23 protein-coding genes are annotated in these 22,799 nt (G+C 71.4%); 16 read left to right on the top strand and 7 right to left on the bottom strand.

Features of this window, described 5'->3' with window-relative positions; genetic code table 11:
* The first annotated feature begins 200 nt into the window (after positions 1–200).
* The 3 genes from rplM to glmM all read left to right on the top strand — a co-directional run bounded on the left by rplM (position 201) and on the right by glmM (position 2,736).
* Complete coding sequence (gene rplM, locus KJK29_RS14000) at positions 201–644, top strand: 50S ribosomal protein L13 (protein WP_215119410.1); 444 nt, start codon at positions 201–203, stop codon at positions 642–644.
* 44 nt (positions 645–688) lie between these two features.
* Entirely contained in the window at positions 689–1,201 is a 513-nt protein-coding gene (gene rpsI / locus KJK29_RS13995; protein WP_184591418.1) for a 30S ribosomal protein S9, read from the top strand.
* Positions 1,202–1,377: 176 nt separating this feature from the next.
* A complete protein-coding gene (gene glmM / locus KJK29_RS13990) occupies positions 1,378–2,736 on the top strand; it encodes a phosphoglucosamine mutase (protein ID WP_215119408.1) in 1,359 nt (452 codons plus the stop codon).
* A 91-nt stretch (positions 2,737–2,827) separates the two neighbouring features.
* On the opposite strand, the gene KJK29_RS13985 is transcribed toward glmM, so the two are convergent.
* Both KJK29_RS13985 and coaA read right to left on the bottom strand, forming a co-directional pair.
* Entirely contained in the window at positions 2,828–3,751 is a 924-nt protein-coding gene (locus KJK29_RS13985) for a DUF389 domain-containing protein (RefSeq protein WP_215119407.1), read from the bottom strand.
* 31 nt (positions 3,752–3,782) lie between these two features.
* Positions 3,783–4,751 carry a type I pantothenate kinase gene (coaA, locus tag KJK29_RS13980; protein ID WP_215124271.1) on the bottom strand — a complete coding sequence of 323 codons (969 nt, stop codon included), beginning with the start codon at positions 4,749–4,751 and terminating at the stop codon, positions 3,783–3,785.
* Between the two features lie 201 nt (positions 4,752–4,952).
* Here coaA and KJK29_RS13975 point away from each other — a divergent pair, with 201 nt between their 5' ends.
* The 3 genes from KJK29_RS13975 to glmS all read left to right on the top strand — a co-directional run bounded on the left by KJK29_RS13975 (position 4,953) and on the right by glmS (position 8,782).
* Complete coding sequence (locus KJK29_RS13975; RefSeq protein ID WP_215119406.1) at positions 4,953–5,963, top strand: ATP-binding cassette domain-containing protein; 1,011 nt, start codon at positions 4,953–4,955, stop codon at positions 5,961–5,963.
* Entirely contained in the window at positions 5,960–6,769 is an 810-nt protein-coding gene (locus tag KJK29_RS13970; protein ID WP_215119405.1) for an ABC transporter permease, read from the top strand. Before KJK29_RS13975 ends, KJK29_RS13970 begins: the two co-directional genes overlap by 4 nt.
* A gap of 165 nt (positions 6,770–6,934) precedes the next feature.
* A complete protein-coding gene (glmS, locus tag KJK29_RS13965) occupies positions 6,935–8,782 on the top strand; it encodes a glutamine--fructose-6-phosphate transaminase (isomerizing) (protein WP_215119404.1) in 1,848 nt (615 codons plus the stop codon).
* A gap of 133 nt (positions 8,783–8,915) precedes the next feature.
* On the opposite strand, the gene KJK29_RS13960 is transcribed toward glmS, so the two are convergent.
* Together KJK29_RS13960 and KJK29_RS13955 are read right to left on the bottom strand one after the other, a co-directional pair.
* Positions 8,916–9,272, bottom strand: coding sequence for a hypothetical protein (locus KJK29_RS13960; RefSeq protein ID WP_215119403.1), 357 nt, complete (start codon positions 9,270–9,272; stop codon positions 8,916–8,918).
* Positions 9,273–9,434: 162 nt separating this feature from the next.
* Positions 9,435–10,100, bottom strand: coding sequence for an ankyrin repeat domain-containing protein (locus tag KJK29_RS13955; RefSeq protein ID WP_251057786.1), 666 nt, complete (start codon positions 10,098–10,100; stop codon positions 9,435–9,437).
* A 58-nt stretch (positions 10,101–10,158) separates the two neighbouring features.
* Here KJK29_RS13955 and KJK29_RS13950 point away from each other — a divergent pair, with 58 nt between their 5' ends.
* Positions 10,159–10,530 carry a holo-ACP synthase gene (locus KJK29_RS13950; RefSeq protein WP_215119400.1) on the top strand — a complete coding sequence of 124 codons (372 nt, stop codon included), beginning with the start codon at positions 10,159–10,161 and terminating at the stop codon, positions 10,528–10,530.
* A 158-nt stretch (positions 10,531–10,688) separates the two neighbouring features.
* On the opposite strand, the gene KJK29_RS13945 is transcribed toward KJK29_RS13950, so the two are convergent.
* The gene (locus KJK29_RS13945; RefSeq protein WP_215124623.1) at positions 10,689–11,876 is read right to left on the bottom strand and encodes a hypothetical protein; all 1,188 of its coding nucleotides are present in this window, start codon (positions 11,874–11,876) and stop codon (positions 10,689–10,691) included.
* Between the two features lie 231 nt (positions 11,877–12,107).
* Here KJK29_RS13945 and KJK29_RS13940 point away from each other — a divergent pair, with 231 nt between their 5' ends.
* From KJK29_RS13940 to KJK29_RS13920, 5 genes are all read left to right on the top strand, one after another.
* Positions 12,108–13,574 (top strand): NAD(P)H-hydrate dehydratase, encoded by a 1,467-nt coding sequence (locus KJK29_RS13940; RefSeq protein ID WP_215119399.1) that lies wholly within the window; start codon positions 12,108–12,110, stop codon positions 13,572–13,574.
* A 140-nt stretch (positions 13,575–13,714) separates the two neighbouring features.
* Positions 13,715–14,884, top strand: coding sequence for an alanine racemase (gene alr, locus KJK29_RS13935; protein ID WP_215119397.1), 1,170 nt, complete (start codon positions 13,715–13,717; stop codon positions 14,882–14,884).
* A gap of 122 nt (positions 14,885–15,006) precedes the next feature.
* Positions 15,007–16,266, top strand: coding sequence for an alpha/beta fold hydrolase (locus KJK29_RS13930; RefSeq protein ID WP_215119395.1), 1,260 nt, complete (start codon positions 15,007–15,009; stop codon positions 16,264–16,266).
* Positions 16,235–16,753 carry a tRNA (adenosine(37)-N6)-threonylcarbamoyltransferase complex ATPase subunit type 1 TsaE gene (gene tsaE / locus KJK29_RS13925; RefSeq protein ID WP_215119394.1) on the top strand — a complete coding sequence of 173 codons (519 nt, stop codon included), beginning with the start codon at positions 16,235–16,237 and terminating at the stop codon, positions 16,751–16,753. Before KJK29_RS13930 ends, tsaE begins: the two co-directional genes overlap by 32 nt.
* 176 nt (positions 16,754–16,929) lie before the next feature.
* The gene (locus KJK29_RS13920) at positions 16,930–17,097 is read left to right on the top strand and encodes a hypothetical protein (protein WP_215119392.1); all 168 of its coding nucleotides are present in this window, start codon (positions 16,930–16,932) and stop codon (positions 17,095–17,097) included.
* Here KJK29_RS13920 and KJK29_RS13915 read toward each other — a convergent pair.
* The gene (locus KJK29_RS13915) at positions 17,094–17,648 is read right to left on the bottom strand and encodes a hypothetical protein (protein WP_215119386.1); all 555 of its coding nucleotides are present in this window, start codon (positions 17,646–17,648) and stop codon (positions 17,094–17,096) included. The genes KJK29_RS13920 and KJK29_RS13915 overlap by 4 nt on opposite strands.
* 212 nt (positions 17,649–17,860) lie before the next feature.
* Here KJK29_RS13915 and tsaB point away from each other — a divergent pair, with 212 nt between their 5' ends.
* Genes tsaB through KJK29_RS13895 form a run of 4 tightly spaced genes read left to right on the top strand, consistent with a single transcriptional unit; the run spans position 17,861 to position 20,379 of the window.
* Entirely contained in the window at positions 17,861–18,514 is a 654-nt protein-coding gene (gene tsaB, locus KJK29_RS13910; protein WP_215119385.1) for a tRNA (adenosine(37)-N6)-threonylcarbamoyltransferase complex dimerization subunit type 1 TsaB, read from the top strand.
* A gap of 11 nt (positions 18,515–18,525) precedes the next feature.
* Positions 18,526–19,017: a ribosomal protein S18-alanine N-acetyltransferase gene (gene rimI, locus KJK29_RS13905; RefSeq protein WP_215124270.1), complete on the top strand. Its 492-nt coding sequence runs from the start codon at positions 18,526–18,528 to the stop codon at positions 19,015–19,017.
* A complete protein-coding gene (gene tsaD, locus KJK29_RS13900; RefSeq protein ID WP_215119384.1) occupies positions 19,010–20,125 on the top strand; it encodes a tRNA (adenosine(37)-N6)-threonylcarbamoyltransferase complex transferase subunit TsaD in 1,116 nt (371 codons plus the stop codon). Before rimI ends, tsaD begins: the two co-directional genes overlap by 8 nt.
* A complete protein-coding gene (locus KJK29_RS13895; RefSeq protein WP_215119383.1) occupies positions 20,122–20,379 on the top strand; it encodes a hypothetical protein in 258 nt (85 codons plus the stop codon). Before tsaD ends, KJK29_RS13895 begins: the two co-directional genes overlap by 4 nt.
* Before the next feature lie 9 nt (positions 20,380–20,388).
* Here KJK29_RS13895 and KJK29_RS13890 read toward each other — a convergent pair whose 3' ends face one another.
* Complete coding sequence (locus KJK29_RS13890) at positions 20,389–22,695, bottom strand: beta-xylosidase/alpha-l-arabinosidase (protein WP_215119377.1); 2,307 nt, start codon at positions 22,693–22,695, stop codon at positions 20,389–20,391.
* Positions 22,696–22,799: the final 104 nt, after the last annotated feature.

Below are 22,799 nucleotides of genomic sequence, written 5' to 3'. Positions count from 1 at the left end.
CCTTGTGGTGTGCCCCGGTATTCTGCTTGTTCGTTGTGTATTGGCTTGCTCATTCTCACGGGACGGGCCCTTACACCGGTCCGCCGGGCCGATGACCAGCGACCAGCACGCGGTTTGCGTCACCGCAGTGCGGTCAAGGCTGTCGTGATCGTTTCGGTGACCTGTTCAGGACCATTCACTCGAAGCGAAGGCTACGAACCGTGCGTACGTACAGCCCCAAGCCCGGCGATGTGACGCGCCAGTGGCACGTCATCGACGCCCAGGACATTGTCCTGGGTCGTCTCGCCACCACCGCAGCGACCCTCCTCCGGGGCAAGCACAAGCCGATCTACGCCCCCCACGTCGACGCTGGTGACTTCGTCATCATCATCAACGCGGACAAGGTGCACCTGTCCGGCAACAAGCGGACCCAGAAGATGGCGTACCGCCACTCCGGTTACCCGGGTGGTCTGCGTTCCGTCCGTTACGACGAGCTGCTGGACAAGAACCCCGAGAAGGCCGTCGAGAAGGCCGTCAAGGGCATGCTCCCCAAGAACTCCCTGGGCCGTCAGATGCTCTCGAAGCTGAAGGTCTACAAGGGTGACCAGCACCCGCACGGCGCGCAGCAGCCGCAGCCGTACGAGATCACCCAGGTCGCGCAGTAAGTCCGGCCACACCCCCTAAGACTGAACAGAATCTGAGGAGCATCGTGGCCGAGACCACTGCCGAGCAGCCGCTCGAAGAAGTCGACATCGACAGCTACACCACCGAGTCCGAGGTTCCGGTGGAGGGTGAGTACACCTCCGAGTCCCTCGCCTCGCGTTTCGGTGAGCCCCAGCCGGCCGCCGGCCTGGGCCGTCGCAAGAACGCCATCGCCCGTGTCCGGATCGTCCCGGGCACCGGCAAGTGGAAGATCAACGGTCGCACCCTCGAGGACTACTTCCCGAACAAGGTGCACCAGCAGGAAGTCAACGAGCCCTTCAAGGTGCTCGAGCTCGACGACCGCTACGACGTCGTCGCCCGCATCTCCGGCGGCGGTGTCTCCGGTCAGGCCGGTGCGCTCCGTCTCGGTGTCGCCCGTGCGCTGAACGAGGCGGACGTCGACAACAACCGCGGCCCGCTGAAGAAGGCCGGCTTCCTCAAGCGCGACGACCGTGCGGTCGAGCGCAAGAAGGCCGGTCTCAAGAAGGCCCGCAAGGCCCCGCAGTACAGCAAGCGCTAATCGCGTCCGCTGTCTTTGCAACGATCGCCCCGGCGGCACGAATGGTGCCGCCGGGGCGGTTCGTTTACACAACCCCTACCGGCCCCGGACAGTCTCAGGGATGTACTTCAGGGATGTACTAGGGAAGTACTTGGGGATGTGAGCCGCACTCTCACAGCAATTCGGAGGACACCACAGTGGGACGACTCTTCGGCACTGACGGCGTGCGCGGTGTCGCCAACGCGGATCTGACGGCGGAGATGGCCCTGGGCCTCTCCGTGGCCGCGGCGCACGTGCTGGCCGAGGCGGGCACCTTCGAGGGGCACCGCCCGACCGCGGTCGTCGGGCGTGACCCGCGCGCGTCCGGGGAGTTCCTGGAAGCCGCCGTGGTCGCGGGCCTCGCCAGCGCCGGTGTGGACGTCCTGCGGGTCGGCGTGCTGCCGACCCCGGCGGTGGCGTACCTGACCGGAGAGCTCGGCGCCGACCTCGGTGTGATGCTCTCCGCGAGCCACAACGCCATGCCCGACAACGGCATCAAGTTCTTCGCCCGCGGCGGGCACAAGCTCGCCGACGAGCTGGAGGACCGGATCGAGTCCGTCTACGAGGAGCACCGCACCGGCGCCCCGTGGGAGCGGCCGACCGGGGCCGGAGTGGGCCGCGTCCAGGAATACGGCGAGGGCTTCGACCGGTACGTCGAGCATCTGCTGGGCGCCCTGCCGAACCGCATCGACGGGCTGAAGGTCGTCCTCGACGAGGCGCACGGCGCCGCCGCCCGGGTCTCGCCGGCGGCGTTCCAGCGGGCCGGTGCCGAGGTCGTCACGATCGGGGCCGAGCCGGACGGGCTCAACATCAACGACGGGTGCGGCTCCACGCACCTGGACAAGATCAAGGCCGCCGTCGTCGAGCACGGGGCCGACCTCGGCATCGCGCACGACGGTGACGCCGACCGGTGCCTCGCCGTGGACCACACCGGTGCGGAGGTGGACGGCGACCAGATCCTGGCCGTGCTCGCGCTGGCGATGCGGGAGCGCTCCGCGCTGCGGTCCGAGACGGTGGTCGCCACGGTGATGTCCAACCTCGGGTTCAAACTGGCCATGGAGCGCGAGGGCATCCGGCTGGTGCAGACCGCGGTCGGTGACCGGTATGTGCTGGAGGAGATGAAGGAGCACGGGTTCGCCCTCGGGGGCGAGCAGTCCGGGCACGTGATCATCCTCGACCACGCGACGACCGGGGACGGGACGCTGACGGGGCTGCTGCTGGCGGCTCGGGTCGCCGGGAGCGGGCGTTCGCTGCGGGAGCTGGCGGGTGTCATGGAGCGGCTGCCGCAGGTGCTCATCAATGTGCCGGATGTCGATCGGACGCGGGTCGGGTCTTCCGCGGAGTTGTCGGCGGCGGTTGCCGATGCGGAGGCCGAGCTCGGGGCTACCGGGCGGGTTCTGCTGCGGCCGTCCGGGACCGAGCCGTTGGTGCGTGTGATGGTGGAGGCTGCTGATATCGAGCAGGCTCGGGCTGTTGCGGGGCGGCTGGCTGATGCGGTGAAGTCAGCGCTGGGGTAGTTGGGTTTTGCGGTTCGGGGTGGGGGCTGCTGTTGTGGGCGGGCTGCGGCTGCGTCGTGGCTTGTCGCGCAGTTCCCCGCGCCCCTGACACCTACTGGCGTTGCTTGGACCAGAAGTATCGCTGGGTCAGCAGTGTTGCCGTGCCGGCGACGATGATGCCCAGGAGGTTCAGCAGGAGTTGCTGGGTGGAGCCCCAGGTCTGGGTGGTGTCGCCGTAGCTGAGGGCCACCGCGGCGTTCGCCGCGGCCGGGACCGTCGTTACGGAGATGGCCACGCCCACCAGGGCTCCGGACTTCGCCGAGGTCAGGGAGAGGGTGCCGGCGATGCCGGCCAGGACCGCCACGACGAAGGAGAACCAGTCGGGGGCGTAGATGAAGCCCGTGTTCGGGCGGTCGGCTTCCAGTTGGGCCTCGGTGAACAGACCGACGGCGTTCATGAAGAGGCTGAAGGCGACCGTCGCCGCCATCGCCACCGCGAAGCCCACCAGCAGGGCGATCAGGGAGCGCAGGGCCAGGCGGGATCTGCGGCGGACGATCGCGGTGCAGATGCCGGCGAGGGGGCCGAACTCCGGGCCCACCGCCATGGCTCCCACGATCAGGATCGCGTTGTCCAGGACCACACCACAGGCCGCGATCATCGTGGCCAGCGTGATGAAGGCCAGGTAGGTGACGGAGAGCGTCGACTCCTCGTGCGTCGCGTCGCTCAGGTGCTCCCACAGGACCGCGTCCGCGCCCTCGCCGGGTGCGTCGGCCTCGGCCTTCTCGGCCCGCTCGGACAGGGACAGGTCGATGGTCTCGACGGCGATGGAACCGGTGGTGTCGATGCCCAGTTCCCGCAGGCCGGTGAGGAGTTCGTCGCCCGCCTCGCGTGCCACGTCGCACATGACGACGTCCCCGGAGGGGTTGCGGGCGGCGTCCGGCAGCACGACCAGGTGGGTGGTGCCGACCGTCTTCTCGATCAGCAGCACCACTTCGTCGGTCTTCTCGGACGGCGTGATCAGGCGCAGGTGGAGCATGACGACTATCCAACCGCCTTTTCCCCGCGCGTCACAGCTTGCGCAGGCTGAGCCGCTGCACCTTGTGGTCGGGGCCCTTGCGTACGACGAGGGTGGCCCGGCCGCGGGTGGGGGCGATGTTCTCGACCAGGTTGGGCCGGTTGATCGTGCGCCACATCGTCTGCGCGTAGTCGAGGGCCTCCTCCTCCGAGACCTGGGTGTACTTGCGGAAGTACGAGGAGGGGTTCTGGAAGGCGGTCGCGCGCAGCTTGCGGAAGCGGTTGAGGTACCAGCGCTCGACGTCCTCGACGCGGGCGTCGACGTACACGCTGAAGTCGAAGTAGTCGGCGAGACCGACCCGGGTGCGGCCGTCCTTGCCGGGCAGGGCGGGCTGGAGGACGTTCAGGCCCTCGACGATCAGGATGTCGGGGCGGCGGACCGTGAGCTTCTGGTCCGGGACGATGTCGTAGATGAGGTGGGAGTAGACCGGGGCCGTGACCTCGTCCTTGCCGGCCTTGATGTCGGCGACGAAGCGGGTCAGGGCGCGGCGGTCGTAGGACTCGGGGAAGCCCTTCCGTGACATCAGGCCGCGGGCCTGGAGGTCCTTGGTGGGCAGCAGGAAGCCGTCGGTGGTGACCAGCTCGACGCGCGGGTGCTCCGGCCAGCGGGAGAGCAGGGCCTGGAGGAGACGGGCGACGGTGGACTTGCCGACCGCGACCGAGCCGGCGACTCCTATGACGAACGGGGTGCCGGACTGGGAGCCCTGTTCGCCCAGGAACGTGTTCAGCGCTCCTCTGAGGCCGTCGGTGGCGCCGACGTAGAGATTGAGGAGTCTGGACAGCGGGAGGTAGATGTCCCGCACCTCGTCGAGGTCGATGACATCGCCGAGACCGCGCAGCTTCTCGACCTCCTCGGCCGTCAGTGGCAGCGGCGTCTTGTCACGCAGCGCGCTCCACTCGGCTCGGGTGAGGTCGACGTAGGGAGTCGCCTCCGGCCGCTGCCGGTGGGCGCTCCGGGGCATCGAGGAGACCGGAGAGATCACAGTCCATTGTTACGGGCGTACGAACGGACTGTGAGGTGGGATCCGTCACGCGAGGTGTTCGCCCCTGTTTGGCCTTGCTTGTGCTGAGAAAATTCGACACAGGCGGAATGTCAGTGGCGTGCGTCACAGTTGTGGGAGGAGTGGGCCCGGTCCGGGGTCCGCGGACGCCTGGGGGTACCCATGACGTATGCGATAGAGGCGGAAGGCCTGGTCAAACGGTTCAAGGAGACCGAGGCGCTGGCCGGCGTCGACCTGGCGGCCCGCAAGGGAACGGTGCTCGGGCTGCTGGGGCCCAACGGCGCGGGGAAGACGACCGCGGTGCGGATCTTCGCCACGCTGCTGCGCCCGGACGGGGGCAGGGCACGGGTGGCCGGCCACGATGTGGTCCGGGAGGCCGGGCTCGTACGCTCCCTGACCGGGCTGACCGGGCAGTACGCGGCGGTGGACGAGAACCTGACCGGTACGGAGAACCTGCTGCTCATCGGCCGGCTGCTGGGTCTGTCGAGGCGGGAGGCGAAGGCGCGGGCGGGTGAGCTGCTGGAGCGGTTCCAGCTCACGCACGCGGCCGGGCGGGCGGCGAAGACCTTCTCCGGCGGTATGCGCCGGCGGCTGGACCTCGCGGCCAGTCTGGTGGGGCGGCCCAGCATCCTCTTCCTGGACGAGCCGACCACGGGTCTCGACCCCCACAGCCGCGGTGAGCTGTGGGATCTGCTGCGCGGCCTGGTCGCGGACGGGGCGACCGCCCTGCTGACCACGCAGTATCTGAACGAGGCCGATGTGCTCGCCGACGACATCGTGGTGATCGACAAGGGGCGGGTGATCGCCGAGGGCACGCCGGACCGGCTGAAGGCGCAGGTCGGGGGGCAGGTGCTGGAGCTGCGGCCGATCGCGGGGCAGGACCTCGCGCGGGCGCACGCGCTGGTGGCCGGGGCCGCCGGGCCGGAGGCGCGGATCGAGGGCGAGATGGTCACGGCGCCGGTGAAGGATCCCGAGCTGATGCCGGCCGTGGTGCGTGCGCTGGACCGGGAGGGGATCGCAGTGGGGGAGCTGGCGCTGCGGCGCTCCTCGCTCGACGAGGTCTTTCTCGCGCTGACCGGGCATCGTGCGGAGCCGGGTGAGGAAGAGAAGGAGGACGACGCCGCCGCCGTCCGGGACGACGACGAGCTGGAGAAGGCGGTGAGCCGGTCATGACCGCCACCGCGCTTGCCCCGCCGGTCACCGCGTCGGGGCGGGTGCCGCCCCTCGCCGGGCTGCGGCAGACCTTCACGATGGCCTGGCGGAGTCTGGTCGCCGTCAAGCACAACCCGCTCGAACTGGTCGACTACAGCATTACGCCGATCATGTTCGTGTTCCTCTTCACCTTTGTGCTGGGCGGGCAGATGGCCGGGTCGCCCGAGGCGTATCTGAAGTACGCGCTGCCCGGGATCATCGTGCAGAACACCCTGTTCATGACGATGTACACGGCGATGGCCCTCAACACCGACCTCACGAAGGGTGTCTTCGACCGGCTGCGCAGTCTGCCGATCGCGCGTTCCGCGCCGCTGATCGGGCGGATCACCGCGGACCTCGCCAAGCATGTCTGGGCGCTGGTGCTGATGATCGGCCTCGGGCTGGCGCTCGGCTTCCGCATCACCGGCGGCTTCGGCGGGTTCCTGCTCGGCACGCTGCTGGTGGTCGTGTTCGCGGCGGCCGTGTCGTGGTGCGCCGTGCTGATCGGGATGCTGGCGGGCGACGCGGAGAAGGTACAGGCGTTCGCCTTCACCCTCATCTTCCCGATCACCTTCACCAGCAGCGCGTTCGTCATCGTCGACACCATGCCGGGGTGGCTCCAGGCATGGAGCGACGTCAATCCGGTCACGCATCTGTCGGACGCGTTCCGGGGGCTGCTGCTGGGTGGGGCGGTGGCGGAGCCGGTGATGTGGTCGTTGGTGTGGGCCGCGGGGATCGCGGTGGTGTTCTATCCGTTGGCCATGCGGGCTTATCGGGCGAAGGTGTGAGGGGGTGAGGCCTGCGTCTGCCGCCCGCTGGTCTTCCTGCCAGGTGGATCGAAGCGAGGGCGGTTGCGAAAGTCGTCGTTGTGGAGCCTGTATCGGCCTGAGAATTTCCGATTTCGGGCACACAGAAGGGCTTTCCTGGCGCTTTCGGGTCGTAGGCTGCGCTCCATGTGCGGAATCGTGGGATACGTGGGGCCGCAGTCGGCGCTTGACGTGGTGATGGCCGGGCTGAAGCGGCTGGAGTACCGGGGATACGACTCGGCGGGTGTCGCCGTGCTGGCGGACGGGGGGCTGGCGGCGGCGAAGAAGGCCGGGAAGCTGCTCAATCTGGAGAAGGAACTGGACGGGCGGCCGCTGCCGACCGGGGCGACGGGCATCGGGCATACCCGGTGGGCCACGCACGGTGGGCCGACGGACACCAACGCCCACCCGCATCTGGACAACGCGGGCCGGGTCGCCGTCGTGCACAACGGCATCATCGAGAACTTCGCCCTGCTGCGGGCCGAGTTGGAGGAGCGGGGTCACGCGCTGGGCTCCGAGACGGACACCGAGGTCGTCGCGCATCTGCTCGCCGAGGAGTTCTCTTCGTGCGCGGATCTGGCCGAGGCGATGCGGCTGGTGTGCCGGCGGCTGGAGGGCGCGTTCACGCTGGTCGCGGTGCATGCCGACGAGCCGGACGTGGTGGTGGGCGCGCGGCGGAACTCGCCGCTGGTGGTGGGCGTCGGAGAGGGCGAGGCCTTTCTCGCCTCGGACGTCGCCGCGTTCATCGCCCACACGCGGTCGGCGATCGAGCTGGGACAGGACCAGGTCGTGGAGCTGCGCCGGGACGGCGTGACGGTGACCGGGTTCGACGGACTGCCTGCCGACGTCCGCTCGTACCACGTCGACTGGGACGCGTCGGCCGCGGAAAAGGGGGGCTATGACTACTTCATGCTCAAGGAGATCGCCGAGCAGCCCAAGGCGGTCGCCGATACGCTGCTGGGCCGGATCGACGGCTCGGGGTCGCTGACCCTGGACGAGGTGCGGATCCCCCAGGGGGTGCTGAGGGAGATCGACAAGGTCGTCATCGTCGCGTGCGGTACGGCCTTCCACGCCGGGATGATCGCCAAGTACGCCATCGAGCACTGGACGCGCATCCCGTGCGAAGTGGAGCTGGCCAGTGAATTCCGGTACCGGGACCCGATCCTCGACGCGCAGACCCTGGTCATCGCCATCTCGCAGTCCGGCGAGACCATGGACACGCTCATGGCGCTGCGCCATGCCCGCGAGCAGGGCGCCAAGGTCCTGGCGATCTGCAACACCAACGGCTCGACGATCCCGCGCGAGTCCGACGCGGTGCTGTACACGCACGCCGGGCCGGAGGTCGCGGTCGCGTCCACCAAGGCGTTCCTGACGCAGTTGGTGGCCTGCTATCTGGTCGCCCTGTATCTGGGGCAGGTGCGGGGCACCAAGTGGGGAGACGAGATTCGGGCCGTGATCCGGGACCTGTCCTCGATCGCCGGTGCGGTGGAGCAGGTCCTCGGGACGATGGAGCCGGTGCGGGAGCTGGCCCGTTCGCTCGCCGCCAAGAACACGGTGCTGTTCCTGGGGCGCCATGTCGGGTATCCCGTGGCCCTCGAAGGCGCGCTGAAGCTGAAGGAACTGGCGTACATGCACGCCGAGGGGTTCGCCGCGGGGGAGCTGAAGCACGGGCCGATCGCCTTGATCGAGGAGGATCTGCCGGTGGTCGTGGTGGTGCCTTCGCCCCGGGGGCGGTCCGTGCTCTACGACAAGATCGTCTCCAACATCCAGGAGATCCGGGCGCGGGGTGCGCGGACGATCGTGATCGCGGAGGAGGGGGACGAGGAGGTCGTGCCGTACGCCGATCACCTGATCCGGATTCCCGTCACGCCGACCTTGCTGCAGCCGCTCGTCGCGACGGTGCCGCTCCAGGTGTTCGCCTGTGAGCTGGCGACGGCCCGGGGGAACGAGGTGGACCAGCCTCGGAACCTGGCCAAGTCGGTGACGGTGGAGTGATGGGGTGGGGGCGAAGGGGTTGAGTTCCCTTTCGCCCCCATCTTGGCCGGCCGGTGAGCCGGTGAGCCGGTGAGCGGGTTAGCCCGTTAAGCGGGTATGCCGGTGGGCCGGTCAGGCCGTCGGGTGCTCAGGCTCAGATGGGGAGGCAGGTCGCCGGCACCCAGCCTTCCTTGCCGGTGCTGTTGGGGCCGCCGAAGTACCACTTGTTGCTCGTCTTGCCACAGGCCGTGTAGCTGCCACCCTTGGTGGGCCCGCGGTCGCCGAAGCAGACCCCGCCCTTCTGGCCCTTGCCCCAGGTGCCGAGAGCCGTGGCGCTCGTCTTGGGCGAGCTGCGGAGGTTGACGGTTTCCTTGGGCTTCACGTTGGTCAGCGCGCTGCTGCAGTCCGGCGTCACCGCGGCGGCGGTACCGGCGGTGGCGACGGTGCCGGTCAGAGCCGTGGCTATGAGGGCCGCAGTGGTCAGTGCGGTGCCCAGAGACTTCGACATCATGGTCTGTGTTCTCCCGTTAGGCGCGATGCGTTTGCTCATCGCGATCATCGCGAACTGTACAAGGGGGAGGGGGAGTTCAGGCCTTGGGGTGCCCACTGGGAGTTCGGTGCGGAGGGCTTCCAGGAAGCGGGAGAAGGTTGCTGCCGGGAAGGTGAACGGCCCTCAGTTCGGGAGGCTCCAAGGTGCCGGTGGCCTGGGGCTGTACGGGAGCTTGGTCCAGCCGTCGGGGGTCACTTGGTAGAAGTCCCCGTCGTCGCCGTCCATCCGGGACCTGCCGTTCACGTGCACGGTGTCCATGTGGAGGCGGTAGTGGAAGCCACCCAGCATGCCGACCACCGGGAAAAAGATCCGCACGTCCAGACCCTCCGTCAGGGGTGACAGCGGTGGCAGCAGGTGCTCGACGTTGTCGAAGCAGCTGCTGGTGCGCTCTCGCAGCATCGCGTGGAAGTGGTCCTCCAGTACGTCGGAGGGGGTGGGGAGCCGGCGTACCGCGACCGGCTCCAGGAGCTCCAGCAGATGGGTGTGACCCCGCTCCCGCGCGATGTCCACGGGGAGACGTCCGTCCCGGGAGCGGTGTGTGCGCCAGGCGCCGTGGGCGAGCAGGCGGGAGACGACGGCGATGGTGGCGCCGTGCCAGGCGGCCTGATGCAGTGGGGCGAATCCGCTGTGGCTACCGGGCCGGGCGAGATTGACGTACCTGGGGTTCTCCTCCAGCTCCCCGAACAGGCCGCCCCAGTCGGCGTCCCGGGCCAGGTCCGAGAAGCGGTCGCGAGCCTTGAGGTACCAGTCGCCGTAGCGGTCGCGGTCGGTGAGGCCGTCCCATTCCATGTTGATCATGCTAGTCACTGCGAGGAATACGCCGTGGTGTCGCCGTAGGGTGCTGCGTATGAGCATCATCGGGGTCGGGATCGACGTCGCCGAGATCGAGCGGTTCGCCGCGTCGCTGGAGCGGACGCCCGCGATGGCCGAGAGGCTGTTCGTGGAGGGGGAGTTGTTGCTGCCCAGTGGGGAGCGGCGGGGGGTCGCCTCGCTGGCTGCGCGGTTCGCAGCCAAGGAGGCGTTGGCCAAGGCGCTCGGGGCTCCCGCCGGGCTGCTCTGGACCGACGCGGAGGTGTATGTGGAGGACAGCGGGCAGCCCCGGCTGCGGGTGAGCGGGAGTGTGGCCGCGCGGGCCGCCGAACTCGGGGTGCGGTCCTGGCATGTGTCGCTCAGCCATGACGCGGGGGTGGCCTCGGCCGTGGTGATCGCGGAGGGGTGAACCCGGGAGGCAAACAGGCCGGCGGTCGTGCCGGTCCGCTTCCCGGCTGGGACATGGCGTGTTCACCGTGTCGCTGGGATGCGGGAGCCTAGGGAGGGCGGGGTGAGGGCGGGGTGCGTGCCCCCGCCTGGTGGGCGGGGGCCCGGGTGGGTGACGGTTCAGCAGATCGACTGGCTGCTGTTCACCCGTGTGATGTTGCGGAACGTCGTGTTCTCGCCGCAGGGGCTTTCCCTGATGGCCGAGTTGGTGACCGTCAGGTTCTGGACGGTGATGTCCTTGTTGTTCGGGAACTCCGAGCGGGCGGCCAGGCGCAGTTCGCCGCCGCCTGTGATCGTGCCGCTCTGGGCCGCCAGATTGACGTTGTAGCAGTTCTCGATCAGGACCGAGTTGTTGCCGGTGTTGGAGAGCGTCACCTTGTTGATCGTCGCCCCGCCGCTCTCCGAGACGCAGAACACGCCGCGTCCGCCGCCGCGTGCGATGACCTCGCCGACGCGGATGTTGGTGGGGTAGCCGCTGCCGACCCGGCCGTTGCGGTTGGCCATGCGGAAGGCGGCGTAGCCCGTGCCGGTGCCGGCGTTCTCGGCGTCGACCTTCGTGACGTTGGCGTTGATCGTCTGGTTGAGCAGCAGGCCGGACTCGCCCACGTTGCGGGCGGTGACCGTGCCGACGGTGAGGCCGTCGACGCCGTAGGTCTCGACCGCGTGGCTGGACGCGCCGGAGACGTAGACGTTGTCGATGCGGACGTTGCGCGTCCACTGGCTGGTGTCGCCGCGGTTGTCGATCCGGACGCCCAGGCCGCGGGAGAGGCGCATGTCGATCTGGCCCAGCACCACGTTCTGGACGTTGCGCAGGAAGATGCCGTAGAGCGGGGTGCCGGTCAGCTTGAGGTTTTGCACCTCGATGTCGCGGGTGCCGCGGGAGTAGACCGGCGCCTGGTCGCCCGAGCCGCTGCCCGTGACGTCGATCGTGCCGCAGACGTCGAGGACGGTGTAGCTGGGGAGCGAGATGCGGGAACCCGCCGGGATCGAGCCCGAGCCGCGGACCACGACCCGCTCCTTCGAAGTCCGGCCCGAGGTGAGGCTGTTGACGGCGGCCTGGACGGCGGCGCGCAGGTCGGTGCCCGTGTAGACCGTGCTGCCGCCGCGCCGGGCGGTCCAGTTGGCGCCGTTCTGCACGGCCTCGGCCTGGAAGGAGCCGTCTCCACAGGCCGCCGCTCGCGCGGGGGCGGCGGCCGAGGTGGTGGCGGCCGAGGTGGTGGCGGCGGTGGCGGGGGCGGTCAGGGTGCCGGCGGCGGTGAGGAGGGCGGTGGCACCGGCGGCTGCGAGGAAGGCGGATCTGCGTCCCATGGGGGCCTCGGTTTCGTCGGACGTGGGGGGTGTGCAAGCGAGTGTGCAAGCGCTTTCTGCATCCTGCGGCCGGTGAGTCTGGCAAAGGGCATGCACAGCGTCAATGGGTGGGGCAGGGCGCCGAGTTGGGGGAGACGTGGCACGGCTCGCGTCGCGCGAGACCGTGCGGCGGTTCGCGCTTGCGCGAGTTGCGCGGGAGTGGCCGGGCGGTCGTACGGGAAACTCGACCGCATGCGGAGTGCGTACAGCGTGGAGACGGTCAGGACCGCCGAACGGGAGCTGATGGCGCGGCTGCCGGAGGGGGCGCTGATGCAGCGCGCCGCCGCCGGACTCGCCGCCGCCTGCGCCGACCTGCTCGGGCGGGTGTACGGCAGCCGGGTCGTGCTGCTGGTCGGGAGCGGCGACAACGGCGGTGACGCGCTGTACGCCGGGGCCCGGCTGGCCCGGCGCGGGGCCGGGGTCACGGCGGTGCTGCTCGCGCCGGAGCGTGCGCATGCGGAGGGGCTCGCGGCGTTGCGGCGGGCCGGGGGGCGGGCCGTGGAAGCCGGTGGGGTCGAGGGTGCCGGTGGGGCCGGTGGGGCCGGTGGCGTCGAGGAGCTGATCGAGCGGGCGGACCTCGTCCTCGACGGCATCGTCGGGATCGGCGGGAAGGGCGGGCTGCGGCCGGACGCCGTGCCGCTGGCCGCCGCGGCCGGGCGGGCGCGGGGCGCCGTGGTCGCCGTCGATCTGCCGAGCGGGGTCGACGCCGGCACCGGACAGGTGCGGGCCGTCGCCGTCCGGGCCGATCTGACGGTGACGTTCGGGACGCACAAGCCGGGCCTGCTGATCGACCCGGCGCGGGAGTACGCCGGGTCGGTGCGGCTGGTCGACATCGGACTGGAACTGCCGGTCGAACCGGAGCTTGAGGCGTTGCAGCACGCGGACGTGGCGCGGCTGCTGCCGGTGCCCCGGGCCGAGAGCGACAAGTACCGGCGGGGTGTCGTCGGCATCGCCGCCGGGTCAGCGCGCTACCCGGGCGCCGCCGTACTGGCCGTCTCGGGGGCCTTGCGGGGTGGGGCCGGGGCCGTGCGGTACGTCGGGCCGGCCGGGGACGCCGTCATCGCGCGGTATCCCGAGACGCTTGTGTCGGACCGGGGGCCGAAGCACGCCGGGCGGGTGCAGGCGTGGGTCGTCGGGCCGGGCGCCGGGGACGACGCGGCGACGGTGGGCGAGGTGCTGGCGGCGGACGTGCCGGTGCTGATCGACGCGGACGGGCTGCGGCTGGCCGACGCCGAGGTCGTACGGGGGCGGAGGGCGCCGACGCTGATGACGCCGCATGCGGGGGAGGCGGCGGCGCTGCTCGGCGTGGAGCGCGGGGAGGTCGAGGGCGCCCGGCTGGCGGCGGTGCGGGAGCTGGCGGGGCGGTACGGGGCGACCGTGCTGCTCAAGGGGTCCACGACGCTGGTCGCCGACTCGGGGGGCGGGGCGGTGCGGGTGAATCCGACGGGGACGTCCTGGCTGGCCACGGCGGGGAGCGGGGATGTGCTGTCCGGGCTGGCGGGGTCGTTGCTGGCGGCGGGGCTGTGCGCGGTGGACGCGGGGAGCGTGGGGGCGTATCTGCACGGGCTGGCCGGGAGGCTGGCGGCGGACGGGGCGCCGGTGGGGGCGCATGATGTGGCGGACGCGGTTCCGGTGGCGTGGCGGAATGTTCTCGGATGAGGGCGTGGGTGCGGTGGGGGGCCACGGGGTGAGGGTGCCCCCGCTCGGGCCCGGACGGCCACGTCCTCGAGTGCCGGACGGGCTGACATTGCGGGGCCGCTGCCCCGGCAGTGTCGTACCGCTCTGAGACACTGTTCGCGATGAGCGAGAGAACAGCCCCGCGGACCGTGCCCTCGCGGGCCCGTGCCGAGATCGACCTGGCCGCCCTGCGCGCCAATGTGCGGGCCCTGCGTGCCCACGCGCCGGGTGCGGCCCTGATGGCCGTGGTGAAGTCCGAGGCGTACGGCCACGGGGCTGTGCCGTGCGCCCGTGCCGCCCTCGCCGCCGGGGCGGACTGGCTGGGCACCGCCACGCCCGAGGAGGCCCTCGCGCTGCGGGCCGCCGGGCTGCCGGGCCGGATCATGTGCTGGCTGTGGACGCCCGGCGGGCCCTGGCGCGAGGCGATCGAGGCCGACCTCGACGTGTCGGCCAGCGGCATGTGGGCCCTGGAGGAGGTCACCGCGGCGGCCCGGCTCGCCGGGCGGCCCGCGCGGGTGCACCTCAAGGCCGACACCGGGCTCGGGCGCGGCGGCTGCCAGCCCGGTGACGACTGGGCCCGGCTCGTCGACGGGGCCCTGCGCGCCGAGGCCGAGGGGCTCCTGCGCGTCACGGGGCTGTGGTCGCACCTCGCCTGCGCCGACGAGCCCGGGCATCCCTCCATCGCCGCCCAGCTCACCCTCTTCCGGGAGATGGTCGCCTACGCCGAGGAGCGGGGCGCCCGGCCCGAGGTCCGGCACATCGCCAACTCCCCGGCCACGCTCACCCTCCCCGAGAGCCACTTCGACCTGGTCCGCACCGGCATCGCGACCTACGGCATCTCGCCCAGCCCCGAGCTCGGCACCCCGGCCGACTTCGGGCTGCGCCCCGTGATGACGCTGTCCGCCTCGCTCGCCCTGGTCAAGCACGTCCCGGGCGGACACGGCGTGAGCTACGGCCACGGGTATGTGACGCCCGGCGAGACCACCCTCGGCCTCGTCCCCCTCGGGTACGCGGACGGCATCCCGCGACACGCCTCCTCCGCCGGACCGGTCCTGGTCGAGGGCAAGTGGCGCACGATCGCGGGACGCGTCGCCATGGACCAGTTCGTGGTGGATCTGGGCGGCGACGAGCCCGCGGCGGGCGCCGAGGCGGTGCTCTTCGGGCCCGGGGACCGCGGTGAGCCCACCGCCGAGGACTGGGCCCAGGCGGCCGGAACCATCGCATACGAGATCGTGACGCGGATCGGATCGCGCGTTCCTCGCGTCTATGTGAATGAGGAACAGGACGGGTAACTCGTAGGGACATCCCGTCACACGAAGAACACCAGGCACCCTGACAACACCGGTACCGGTACCAGTACCAGCAAGAACAGCAGCACCGGCAGAGGTCCGACGAGCAACCCGAGGAGAGGCACGTGAGCGAGAGCAGTGCGGAGGCCGTAGCGAACGCAGCCTCCGCGGCCGTCGCGGCCTCCGCCGCGGGGGCGGCGGGAGGCTGGCGCCGGGCGACCGGCATCGCGGGCGTCGCGATAGGCGTGGTGGCCGCGGGCGCGGCCGCCGGTGTCGCCCTGGAGCGGATGACGGTCGGCCGGGGCATGCGCCAGAAGGCCCGCCTCGCCCTGGACTCGGCGGGACCGTACGGCTCGCTGCGCGGCATGCCCGGCAAGGCGATCGCCGACGACGGTACGGAGCTGTACTACGAGGTCGACGACATCGACCCGGAGGCCGCGCCCGCCGCCATCGGCCCCCGCCGCCGGAGGCTCTTCGGCCGCAAGGCCCCCGCTCCCGTCACCGTCGTCTTCAGCCACGGCTACTGCCTCAGCCAGGACTCCTGGCACTTCCAGCGGGCCGCGCTGCGCGGCGTCGTACGGACCGTGCACTGGGACCAGCGCAGCCACGGCCGGTCCGGCCGGGGCGTGGCCCAGACGCGGGACGACGAGCCGGTCACCATCGAGCAGCTCGGCGCCGACCTGAAGGCCGTCATCGACGCGGCCGCCCCCGAGGGGCCGATCGTCCTGGTCGGCCACTCCATGGGCGGCATGACGGTGATGGCGCTGGCCGACCGGTACCCCGAGCTGATCAGCGAGCGGGTCGTCGGAGTCGCCTTCGTGGGGACCTCGTCGGGACGGCTCGGCGAGGTCAACTACGGGCTTCCGGTCGCGGGCGTCAACGCGGTACGGCGGGTGCTGCCCGGCGTGCTGAAGGTGCTGGGGCAGCGGGCCGACCTGGTGGAGAAGGGGCGCCGGGCCACCGCCGACCTGTTCGCCGGGATCATCAAGCGGTACTCCTTCGCGTCCCGGGACGTCGATCCGGCCGTCGCCCGGTTCGCCGAGCGGATGATCGAGAGCACGCCGATCGACGTGGTCGCCGAGTACTACCCGGCGTTCAACGACCACGACAAGACCGAGGCGCTCGGGTGCTTCGCCGACATGCCGGTCCTCGTCCTGGCCGGGGTGCAGGATCTGGTCACGCCCAGTGAGCACAGCGAGGCCATCGCCGATCTGCTGCCGGACGCCGAGCTGGTGCTGGTGCCGGACGCGGGGCATCTGGTGATGCTGGAGCACCCGGAGGTGGTCACCGACCGCCTCGCCGACCTGCTCACCCGCACGGGTGCCGTCCCGGCAGGGGCTACCGTGAAGGGCTATGGAAGCACCAGCACCGCACAGCCCGGCTGAGCCCGGATCCGTCCAGATCGTCGTCACGTCCCCCGAGCAGATGCGGGAGCTGGGCCGCCGGCTCGCGAAACTGCTGCGCGCGGGTGACCTGGTGATGCTCAGCGGAGAGCTCGGGGCGGGCAAGACGACACTGACCCGTGGACTGGGGGAGGGGCTCGGCGTACGCGGGGCCGTCACCTCGCCGACCTTCGTGATCGCCCGGGTGCATCCCTCGCTGGGCGACGGACCGCCCCTGGTCCATATCGACGCCTACCGGCTCTCCGGCGGGCTCGACGAGATGGAGGACCTCGACCTCGATGTCTCGCTGCCCGAGTCCGTGATGGTCGTGGAGTGGGGCGAGGGCAAGGTCGAGGAGCTGACCGAGGACCGGCTCCAGGTCGTCATCCACCGCGCGGTGGGCGACACGACCGACGAGGTCCGGCAGATGACGATCACCGGTGTGGGCGAACGCTGGGCGTCGGCGGACCTGAGCGTGCTCGCCGCGTGAGCTTGTGAGCCGCGTGAGTTCCTGAGCCTGGTACGGCGCGGTGTGCGGTCTTTTGATGAACGTTCCGACAAGACGTCGGCAAGATGTTGCGTTCGGCGTCTTGTGCGTGGTCACATGGTATCCAGTCGTGGTTAGGTGAACCTAACTTCGTTTGCCCCGGCCTTCGGGAGGCTTCCATGTCGGCTACAGAGAGCAAGGGGCAGCCGCAGCCGTTCGCGGTCGCCGGGGTGTCCATGCGTGACCTGCTGGCGGCCGGCGAGGCGGCGGCCCTGGTCTCCACGCCCCCGCGCGCTCCCGAGCCGGAGTTCTCGGAACGGGCCCCGCACCACCGCGAAGCGGCCTAGCGGACCACGACGATCTTGCGGCCGATCGTCGCGAACGTCCACATCGCGTCGCCGTTCACGCGTGACTCGCGGATGCCGCCCGTGCGGACCTTCGGGTCGGGGGCGGCCGTCGAGCCGGGCACGGCCGCGCTGAAGCCGATGACCACGCCGTCCACGCTGGTGAAGCGCACGACGTGCTCGACGGGGATGCCGTCGGAGCCGGTGATCGCGTTCGAGCGGGACGTCACCGAGTAGCTGCCCGGGGCCGGATCCACCGCGCTCGGGTCGACCTCGAACGTGCGGGTGACCACCTCGTCCGTGCCGACCAGCCACACCCGGTCGCCGCTCAGGGAGTACACGACCCGGGCGCCCTGGCCGGAGCCGCCGGGCAGCGCGGAGGAGTCCTTCTTGGTCCGGGGTGCCTTCGACGCGCCGGCCGTCGGTGAGGCGCCCGCCTGCGGCTTGCCCAGACCGGCCGGGACGGTCGCCGACGCCTGGTAGGCCAGATAGCCGACCGTCGCGAGGGCGGCGGCGGTGAGCCCGGCAACGATTCCCGAGCTGCTGACTGCCACCGGCGACCACCTCCGCGTCGTACGTCCCTGCCGTGACGGTAGGTGACGGTAGCAGCAGGTGACGGCCCGGCAGGTGCGGCCGGGCCGGGCCGGGGGCCCGTGTCGGACGTCCTCGGTGCCGCACCGCGCCGGGCACGCAGGGCACGCACGGGCGTCCGGCTCGGCCGGAGCTGGCGTCCGACACCGGCCCCGGGGAGCCGTAGGCTGTTTGCGTGCTCTTGCTCGCTCTGGATACCGCCACACCCGCCGTCACCGTCGCGCTGCACGACGGCCGCGACGTCATCGCCTCGTCGAGTCAGGTGGACGCGCGGCGGCACGGGGAACTGTTGCTGCCGGCGATCGACCGCGTGCTCGCCGAGGCCGGTCTGAAGCTGGACGCCGTCACCGGGATCGTCGCCGGCATCGGTCCGGGCCCGTACACCGGGCTGCGCGTCGGGCTGATGACCGCCGAGACCTTCGGGCTGGCGCTCGGCGTCCCCGTGCACGGCGTGTGCACGCTGGACGGCCTCGCCTTCGCCGCCGACCTTCAGGGCCCGTTCGTCGTGGCGACCGACGCCCGCCGCAAGGAGGTGTACTGGGCGCGCTACGCCGACTCCCGCACCCGCCTCACCGACCCGGCCGTCGACCGGCCCGCCGACATCGCCGAGCAGGTGGAGGGCCTGCCCGCGGTCGGCGCGGGCGCGCTGCTCTACCCGGACACCTTCCCCAAGGCGCACGAGCCGGAGCACGTCTCCGCCGCCGCCCTCGCCCGGCTGGCCGCCGAGAAGCTGGCCGCGGGCGAGGAGTTCCCCGCGCCCCGGCCGCTGTATCTGCGCCGCCCGGACGCCCAGGTGCCCAAGAACTACAAGGTGGTCACCCCCAAGTGACCGAACCCGTGATGTGTGCGCTGCGCGAGATGCGCTGGTGGGACATCGACCCCGTGCTCGAACTGGAACGGAACCTGTTTCCCGAGGACGCCTGGTCGCGCGGCATGTTCTGGTCCGAACTGGCCCATTCGCGCGGGCCGGAGGCGACCAGGCGGTACGTGGTCGCCGAGGACGGCGGCCGGATCACCGGGTACGCCGGACTCGTCGCCACCGGTGAGCAGGGCGACGTCCAGACCATCGCCGTCGCCCGGGACCTGTGGGGCACCGGCCTCGGCGGGCTGCTGCTGGCCGAGCTGTTGCGCGCGGCGACCGCCTTCGAGTGCGCCGAGGTGATGCTGGAGTGCCGCGTCGACAACGTCCGCGCGCAGAAGCTCTACGAGCGCTTCGGCTTCGAGCCCATCGGCTTCCGGCGCGGCTACTACCAGCCCGGGAACGTGGACGCCCTGGTGATGCGCCTCACCGACCCTTCAACTTCCGTACAAGGAACCGAGATCAATGGCTGACGAACCCCTCGTCCTCGGCATCGAGACCTCCTGCGACGAGACCGGCGTCGGCATCGTCCGCGGCACCACCCTGCTGGCCGACGCCATCGCCTCCAGCGTCGACGAGCACGCCCGCTTCGGCGGCGTCGTTCCGGAGGTCGCGAGCCGCGCCCACCTGGAGGCGATGGTCCCCACCATCGACCGCGCGCTGAAGGAGGCGGGCGTCAGCGCCCGCGACCTCGACGGCATCGCCGTCACGGCCGGTCCCGGCCTCGCCGGTGCCCTGCTGGTCGGCGTCTCGGCCGCGAAGGCCTATGCCTACGCGCTCGGCAAGCCCCTGTACGGCGTCAACCACCTCGCCTCGCACATCTGCGTGGACCAGCTGGAGCACGGCCCGCTGCCCGAGCCGACCATGGCGCTGCTGGTCTCCGGCGGCCACTCCTCGCTGCTGCTCTCCTCGGACATCACCTCCGACGTCCGCCCGATGGGCGCGACCATCGACGACGCGGCGGGCGAGGCCTTCGACAAGATCGCCCGCGTGCTGAACCTGGGCTTCCCCGGCGGCCCGGTCATCGACCGCTACGCGCGCGAGGGCGACCCGAACGCGATCACCTTCCCGCGCGGCCTGACCGGCCCGCGCGATCCGGCCTACGACTTCTCCTTCTCGGGGCTGAAGACGGCCGTGGCCCGCTGGATCGAGGCCAAGCGGGCGTCGGGGGAGGAGGTCCCGGTGCGGGACGTCTCGGCCTCCTTCCAGGAGGCGGTCGTCGACGTGCTGACCCGCAAGGCCGTCCGGGCCTGCAAGGACGAGGGCGTCGACCACCTGATGATCGGCGGCGGTGTGGCCGCCAACTCCCGGCTGCGCGCCCTCGCCCAGGAGCGCTGCGAGGCCGCCGGGATCCGGCTGAGGGTGCCGCAGCCCAAGCTGTGCACGGACAACGGCGCGATGGTCGCCGCGCTCGGCGCCGAGATGGTGGCCCGCAACCGGGCCGCGTCGAGCTGGGACCTGCCGGCCGACTCCTCACTGCCGGTGACGGAGCCTCATGTGCCGGGCACGGAGCACGAGCACGGCCACCACCACGGCCACGACCATGTGCACGAGGTCAGCAAGGAGAACCTCTACCCGTGACGGTCGCCCTGATGTGGGAGGCGCGGGCCGTGCCCGGGCGCGGCGAGGAGCTGCTGGCCTGGGCCCGCACCCAGGAGCTGCCCCGCGAGCCGCTGCGCCGGGAGACCCTGCGCGCTCCCCAGGACCGGGTCCTCGTCCTCACCTGGTGGGACGCCCCGTACGACGCCGAGCTGCCGGAACTGCCGGAGCCGGACGGGGAGTTGGTGACCCGGGCGGTGCACCGGTGGCGGTTCGAGTCGCTGGGCGTGGACTGAGCGGGCCGGTCACTCCACGCCGGTGACCTCCGTGTCGCAGCGCAGCCGCCGGTCGGTGCCGAGCAGCCGGACCGGGCCCGTCAGAGCGATGCGCGCGGTGTGCCGTACGTCCGCGCTCGATGCGGCCAGCCGCAGTTCCAGGGCGCCCGGCTCGACCACCCGCCGGCCCGCGCGGTCGGTGAAGGACGACAGGTCCGCGTGGAAGCGGAACGTCACCCGGACCGCCTCGCCCGGGGCCGCCGTCACCCGCTGGTAGCCGATCAGCCGCATGTCGGGGCGGGTCACGGACGCCACCGGGTCGTGCAGATACAGCTGGACGACCTCCGCGCCTTCGCGCTCGCCCGTGTTGCGGACGGTCACCGACACGTCGTACGAGCCGTCCGTGCCGATCTCGACCGGATCGGGGGCGCTGCCCTCCCAGGCGAACGCCGTGTACGAGCGGCCGTGGCCGAAGGCGTACAGCGGGGTCGGGTCGAGGTTGCTGACCTCGCCCGCGAGGCCCAGCGGCGGCTGGAGATACGTCCAGGGCTGGCCGCCGGGGACCTGAGGGACGCTCACGGGGAGCCGGCCCGACGGGTTCACACGGCCCGACAGCACACCCGCGACCGCCGGGCCGCCCTCCTCCCCCGGGAAGAAGGCCTGGACGACGGCCCCCAGGCGCCCGTGCCAGCGGCCGAGGGCGTACGGACGGCCGGTCAGCAGGACCAGGACCACGGGCACGCCGGTGGCGATCAGCGCGTCCAGCAACTCGCCCTGGGCGCCCGGCAGGCCGAGGTCCGTCGCGTCGCAGCCCTCGCCCGAGGTGCCCCGGCCGAACAGGCCCGCCCGGTCGCCGAGGACCGCCACGCACACGTCCGCCTCGGCGGTGCGGGCGATGGCCTCCTCGAAGCCCGAGGTGTCCGGGCCGGTCACCTCGCACCCTTGTGCGAACGTCACCTTGGCGTCGGGGAGTTCGGTGCGCAGGGCGTCGAGGACGGTCGGGATCTCGATGCCGGTCGGCACCTCGGGGTGGTGGGTGAGGACATGGGACGGGAAGGAGTAGCAGCCCAGCATGGCCAGGGCGTCGGCGGCCCGGGGGCCGACCACCGCGATCCGGGTGTCGGGGGCCAGCGGGAGCAGGCCGTCGGGGTTGTCGAGCAGGACCACCGACTCCTCGGCCAGACGGCGGGCGAGGATGCGGTTGCCCGTGGAGTCCAGGTTCACCTCGGTGGCCGGCTCCGGGGTCCAGTCCTCGTCCAGCAGGCCCAGTTCGCACTTCTGGAGCAGGACGCGGCGGGCCGCGCGGTCCACGAGGTCCTCGGGCACGAGGCCTGACCGGACGGCGGCCGGCAGCGGATCGCCGTAGCACTTGAGGGTGGGCAGTTCGACGTCGATGCCCGCTTCGAGGGCCGCGTGGGCCGCCTCGGCCGGGGTGCCGGCGACGCGGTGCAGGGTCTGGAGGAAGCCGATGCCGAAGTAGTCGGCGACGACCGTGCCGGTGAAGCCCCACTCCTCGCGCAGGAGCCCGGTCAGCAGCTCGGGGTCCGCCGAGGCCGGGACGCCGTCCCGCTCGGTGTAGGCGGCCATCACCGAACGCGCCCCGCCCTCGCGCAGCGCCATCTCGAAGGGCGGGAGCGTGACGTCCGCGAACTCGCGGACACCGGCCCGTACCGGCGCCAGATTGCGGGCGCCCGCCGAGGACGCGTACCCGGCGAAGTGCTTGAGTGTGGCGACGACCCCGGCCGACTCCAGGCCCCGCACATAGGCCGAGCCGACCGTCCCGACCAGGTACGGGTCCTCGCCGATGGTCTCCTCCACCCGGCCCCAGCGCGGATCGCGTACGACGTCCAGCACGGGCGCGAGGCCCTGGTGGACACCGGCCGAGCGCAGGTCGTCGCCGATCCGGCGGGCCATCTCCTCGACCAGCGGGGGATCCCAGGTCGCGCCCCAGGCCAGCGGCACCGGGTAGGCCGTGGCCTGCCAGGCGGTGAAGCCGGCCAGGCACTCCTCGTGCGCGATCGCCGGGATGCCGAAGCGGCCGGCCTCGGTGATCCGGCGCTGGGCGCGGGCCAGGGCACGCACGCCGAGCGCCGGGTCCACGGGGGCGGTGCCGAAGGAGCGCGTGAGCTGGCCCAGGCCGCGCGTGATCAGCTCGTCCCAGTCATGGTCCACGCTCATGTCGTGCTGATGCGGAGCGACCCCGTCGCCGTCCGTCGAGGCGCCCACCCACACGCCGTACAGCTGGGCGGTCTTCTCCTCCAGGGTCATCCGGGAGAGCAGGTCGTCGACGCGGGCGGCGGCGGGCAGCGCGGGGTCACGCCAGGGCACGGTGGTCATGAAGCTCCTGTCGGGTGGACGGACGGCCCTCTCACGAACGGTGCTGACGAGCGTTTCTCGCGAACGTATCTACGAATGTTTCGTTATGCATTCCGAATGTTCCG

This window comes from Streptomyces koelreuteriae (assembly GCF_018604545.1).
Lineage (GTDB): Bacteria > Actinomycetota > Actinomycetes > Streptomycetales > Streptomycetaceae > Streptomyces > Streptomyces koelreuteriae.
This window is presented reverse-complemented; position numbering and strand designations above follow the sequence as displayed.